General features: G+C 58.2%; 4 protein-coding genes. 1 reads left to right on the top strand and 3 read right to left on the bottom strand.

The features are described 5' to 3' along the window. Nucleotides 1-303: 303 nt before the first annotated feature. The 3 genes from II896_01295 to II896_01305 all read right to left on the bottom strand — a co-directional run bounded on the left by II896_01295 (nt 304) and on the right by II896_01305 (nt 3,565). Nucleotides 304-720 (bottom strand): hypothetical protein, encoded by a 417-nt coding sequence (locus II896_01295; GenBank protein MBQ4443280.1) that lies wholly within the window; start codon nt 718-720, stop codon nt 304-306. Nucleotides 721-849: 129 nt separating this feature from the next. Next, nucleotides 850-2,055, bottom strand: coding sequence for an iron-sulfur cluster-binding domain-containing protein (locus tag II896_01300; protein MBQ4443281.1), 1,206 nt, complete (start codon nt 2,053-2,055; stop codon nt 850-852). Nucleotide 2,056: 1 nt separating this feature from the next. After that, nucleotides 2,057-3,565, bottom strand: a complete 1,509-nt coding sequence (locus II896_01305; protein ID MBQ4443282.1) for an NAD(P)/FAD-dependent oxidoreductase — start codon at nt 3,563-3,565, stop codon at nt 2,057-2,059. 135 nt (nt 3,566-3,700) lie between these two features. On the opposite strand from II896_01305, the gene II896_01310 reads away from it, so the two are divergent. After that, nucleotides 3,701-4,555, top strand: coding sequence for a hypothetical protein (locus tag II896_01310; protein MBQ4443283.1), 855 nt, complete (start codon nt 3,701-3,703; stop codon nt 4,553-4,555). The last annotated feature ends 162 nt before the right edge of the window (nt 4,556-4,717 follow it).

Genomic DNA, 4,717 nt, shown 5'->3' on the forward strand with positions numbered 1-4,717 from the left:
GAAAGAATATTACGAGTCCGAAGACGGCTTCCGCATCCAATCCTACGAAATCAACGCGTATTATCCGCCCGAGGTTTAACGCTCACGCCTCACGCCGACGAGCTCACGCGCGTACACTTCTCATGACGGAATTATACCGCCTAAGGTTGTTTCGTTGCCCGTTACGATAATCGGGAACGAAGACGGCATTGGCGCGATTTCCCATGCACGTATGGGGGCAAACGCGTCCATTTGACGTTATAAACGAATGAAAAAGCGTCGCCGTAGCGACGCTATTTTCGTTTTTGTTTTCCGTCGAGCGGGTTAGCGGGCGGCTTTGACGGCGGCTTTGGTGCCGTACCAAATCAACTTGCCACTCTTGCCGACGACCCAATCGCTGTCGTCTTTATTGTCTTGCTTCTTCTCATCCTCGGCCTCTTTCTTGGCGGCGTCCCACGCGTCTTTGGCGGCGGAAGCGGACGTGAAGTAGAGCACGCAGAGGAACTCGGACTGGTCGTCCTTGGAGTAGGTGGCTTCGAGGACGGCGTCCACACCCTTGATGCCGACCAAAGTCAAAGCGGCGGGTTGGATGTTGCGATCGACCACGACGGTGTAGCCGTTCTTCTCCAAAGCTTCTTTGGCCTTGGCGGGATCGGCGGCGGGCGAACACGCGGTCAACACGACGGTGGTGAGCATCACCAATACGATGATGGCGGAAATGAACAAAACTTGTTTCTTCATGATCAAAAAACCTCCATGATTTTGGTTGCTTGCAGTATAGCACACGCGTTTTCGTTTGTCAAACGTTCGTCGGGCGTGCGCGGCGCACAAAATGCGTTTGATATTTTGGGGGCGAAAAGTATCTTGACCTCAATGGGCTTTGGGCACGTCGATATAGACGTCGCTCAGGGGGAAGGTACAGCAGGGATGCACGTAGCCGTACTCCTTGTCGGCGGCGCGGCGACCGTCCACCGAGGCGGGCACGTAGACCTCGCCTTCCACCAAGCGCGAACGACACCACCCGCACACGCCGCTACGGCAATCGGAGGGCGCGGTCACGCCGCCGCGTTCCATCGCGTTGAGCAACGACTCGTCGTAACGGCAGGGCACGTCGTACTCCTCGTCCCATATCTTGACGTGCACGCGGAAGGTCTTGCCCTCGGCCTCTTTGGGATAATCCGCGTTTTGTTGGGGATTGCGGTACTCTCCGAACAATTCGTGCCGAATGAACTTGCGGCGCAGACGCAGTTTCTCCAATTCTTTGTCCGCGAAGTTGTACATCGCCTGCGGGCCGCACAGGAACACGCTGTATTCGCCCTCGGGCGCGTATTTTTTGATGAGCTCGGCGGTAAGGAAGCCGTGCTCGCACCCCTCGGCCTCTTCGTGGCTGAGGACGTTGACCAATTTGAACTTGCCCGCCGTCGCCTTCTCGATGGCCTCGAACTCGTCCAAAAACAGGATGTCGGCCTTGGTGCGACTGCCGTAGAGCAATATCAAGCGGAAGTCTTCGGCGCCCTCGGCGATGGCTTTGGCCATGCTGAAGAAAGGCGTGATGCCGCTACCGCCCGCAAGTCCCACGACGGTGGGCGCGTCCCGAAGTGGCTCGTAGGTGAACGTGCCCAAGGGGGCGCTGGCGTCGATCTCGGTGCCGACCGTCCAATTGTCCAACGCGTAGCCGCTCATAAGGCCGCCGTCCACGCGCTTGATGGTGAGGGTGTAGTGCCCTTCCTTGGCCTCGCGGGGCGAGGACGAGAGCGAATAGGGGCGCGTGATATAGTTGTCGCCTATCTTTTGGCGAATGCTGATATACTGCCCCGCCGCGGGATAGGCCAAAAACGCCGTGCCCTTTTTGCCGTTGGGTTGCAACACGAAGGTCTTGACGTCCTTGCCGTGCGGAATAATATCGGCGACCACCAAATGCTGTACCGCCGGGTGCAGTTGGTTCTTGAGCTTATTTTGAATATAGCTGTCCAAAGGGGGCACGGGCGTATCGGGCGCCTCGGCAATGTGCTTATTTCTGTCCGAAATGAGTTTGGTGATACGGCTCAATTTGAGTTTTTTCAGGATCTTTGCCATCTTATCTGCCCTCCTTTTTGTATTGCTTAATCAAGGCGTCCGCCGCGTTCTTGCCCGTGATATAGGAACTACTGAATCCGTCGCCCATCGTGTGGTGTCCGCCCACGAAGTGCAGGCCCTTGATGGTGAAGTCCATCGGCTCGAACACGGCGCGCAGCATCACGTTGTCCCATCCCGACGTGCGGTAGCCGTAGATGGCGCCCTTGGGGGTGCCGAGATAGCGCGCGAACGTGACGGGGGTGGCGATGGCGATCTCCTCGATATGCGAACGAATATCTATGCCCATCAGTTGCTCGAAGTCCCGTATGTATTTGGCGACGTAGTCGCTCTTGAACTTCTTGTAATTCTCCACCGTGAGGTCGCGCGGGAAATCACGGTCGAAGAGGGGCATACTGAAGAACAAGGTGCAGGTGCCCTCGGGCGAACTGTCGGGAATGACGACGTTGAGGCAGTTGACGATATAGAACCCCTCGCCCATCTCTTCCTGTCGGCGGGGGTTGCTGTCGTTGGTGACAAAAACGGTGTAGTCGTTTAGGCCCAACTCCTCGGCGGTGCAATCCAACCCGACGTAGGCCGTGGCCAGCGACAGACCGATCTCGCGGGCGTTGGCGAGCTTGCGCATACGCTCGGGTATTCGGGATTGGTCCTCGATCATATTGTACACGTTGTTGGGAATGGCGTTGGAGAAGACGTCCTCGGCGTACAACTCTTTGTCTCCCACCTTGACGCCGCACACCTTGCCCTTGTCGTCAAAGAGAAGCCCCGTCACCTCGGCGTTGTACCATATATCCCCGCCGTTGTCCAAAATGGACTTGCTGAGGGACACGGACAACTCGTTGCTGCGGTTCTTGGGCATGGCGGCGTAGTCCACTATGTAGCTGTACACCATGCTCAAAAAGTGCATGGCGTTCATTTCGTCCGTGGGAATGCCCAAATAACTCCAATAGGTGTTGATGATATTCTGCGCCTTTTGGGGCACGCCCAAGTAGCTCATCACTTCGTCCACCGTGTAGCAACCCGCCTTGACGAAGTCGGCGTACTCGCCGAAGAACTTGACGGGCACGGTGACCGAATCCATATACGCCATGGCGTCGCGCGTCATTTGCCCCAACCGCAACAATTTTTCCACGCTCTCTCGACTGCCCGGCACCGCCTCCTCGATAGAATCGAGAAAACCGTCCCAGCCGCCTCTGACGACCACGTCGTAGGCGTCCTCGCCGCGATTGATCACGCGGAAACAGTTGTGCTCGAAGCGCCAATCGACATCTGCGCCGACCGACTCGAACACCTTGCGCACGGGGCGCTCGGCCTCGGGGTAGCCCACGTCGCACAACTCGTGCAATGCCGCCTCGAACTCGAACCGTCCGCGCACGAAACTGGTGGCGCAGCCGCCCGCCAGATTGTGCCGCTCCAAAACCAAGGTTTTGTACCCATTTTTTGCCATCGTGGCGGCCGCGGCCAAGCCGCCGTTGCCCGCACCGATGACGATGACGTCGTAACGATTGTCCATGCTATTCTCCTTTTTGCGGTAAGATAATTTAATTATGCCACCAAACTGCGCCGTAGTCAATACGCAATATGGATTCTTTGCCCGTATACTGTATCAAACGCTCCCGAAAACGCATACTTGTATAGAGATAGAGCAATGAACAAAACGTGCGTGGTGGTGACCAATACGAAAAGCGGGCGGTGGCGCGAAGAGGACAGGGAGAAGATAGCGGCGAAGTTGCGGGAGTACGACTGCCGCTTCGAGGACGTGGACGCGCCCTTGCCGCCCTTGGACGGGGTGGACGCCTTAGCCGTGGCGGGCGGGGACGGCACTCTGCACAACTTCCTCAACCGCGTCAAAGGCGCCGCGGTGCCCCTCTACTACTTCCCCACGGGGACGCTCAACGAAAAGGCGCGGATAGGGGACGTGGAGCCTTTGGTGGGGCAGATCAACGACGACTACTTCGTGTACGTGGTGGCGGCGGGCTCCTTTACGCCCATCGGGTACACGGCGGCCATCAAGGACAAGAAGCGGTACAAGTGGTGGGCGTATCTGTGGCAGGCCGTGCGGGAGTACAAAGTGCACCGCATAGAGGCCTCGGTGTCGGTGGACGGCGCGAAATACGAGGGTACGTACACCCTCATTATGGTGCTTCGCTCGCCGAGGTGCTTCCTATTCCGCTTCAACAAATTGTACGCCCCAGACAAAAACGCCGTGCACGTTTTGCTGATCAAGGCGCCCCCTCGGGACGATCTGTGGGGGCGGGTGCGCATCTTCGCGCCCCTTTTCCGCGCCTTCTTCGTGGGCTTCCGCAAGGAGAAGGACGGCAAGCGGTTGGTCTTCCGCGAAGGCTCGTCGGCGGTGGTGCGCTTCTCCGCCGAGACCGTGTGCAACGTGGACGGAGAGAAACAGGCCCTCGCGGGCACCTATCGACTGCGTGCCGCCGCGCCTACGCCCAAATTGACGGTGTGCAATTTGAAGCGCGAGGGGCGAAGCGCGCGCGCCCGATGATATTGGCTTCGACCATCGAGCGATACGCGCTTTTCGGCGCGTGAAACCCCTTGGCGTGACGCGCTCGTCTTTGTCCAAGGCGCACGCCGTTGCGCGCTTCCGGTTATGTCGAAAAAAGTCGCGTGGGCGCGCGCCCCCCAGCGACATTTTTTTAACAAAAAC

Source organism: Clostridia bacterium, from assembly GCA_017394805.1.
In the GTDB taxonomy this organism is placed as follows: Bacteria; Bacillota; Clostridia; order Christensenellales; family CAG-1252; genus RUG14300.